Consider the following 265-nt stretch of genomic DNA (forward strand, 5'->3'; position numbering starts at 1 on the left):
TGGTGGAGCCTAGCGGGATCGAACCGCTGACCTCCTGCGTGCAAGGCAGGCGCTCTCCCAGCTGAGCTAAGGCCCCAAACAATTATCGGGAAGACAGGATTTGAACCTGCGACCCCCTGGTCCCAAACCAGGTGCTCTACCAAGCTGAGCCACTTCCCGAAAGAAAACGCGCCCGAGAGGAGTCGAACCCCTAACCTCTTGATCCGTAGTCAAACGCTCTATCCAATTGAGCTACGGGCGCATATGGTGCCGAGGGCGGGGGTCG

3 tRNA genes are annotated in these 265 nt (G+C 59.2%); all 3 read right to left on the reverse strand.

Features of this window, described 5'->3' with window-relative positions:
• The 3 genes from F8162_RS14920 to F8162_RS14930 all read right to left on the reverse strand — a co-directional run bounded on the left by F8162_RS14920 (nt 1) and on the right by F8162_RS14930 (nt 241).
• Nucleotides 1-76: transfer RNA gene (locus tag F8162_RS14920), tRNA-Ala, on the reverse strand.
• 9 nt (nt 77-85) lie between these two features.
• Nucleotides 86-159: transfer RNA gene (locus tag F8162_RS14925), tRNA-Pro, on the reverse strand.
• A gap of 8 nt (nt 160-167) precedes the next feature.
• Nucleotides 168-241: transfer RNA gene (locus F8162_RS14930), tRNA-Arg, on the reverse strand.
• Between the last annotated feature and the right edge of the window lie 24 nt (nt 242-265).

The organism is Bacillus sp. CH140a_4T, assembly GCF_008923725.1.
Lineage (GTDB): Bacteria > Bacillota > Bacilli > Bacillales > Bacillaceae_G > Bacillus_A.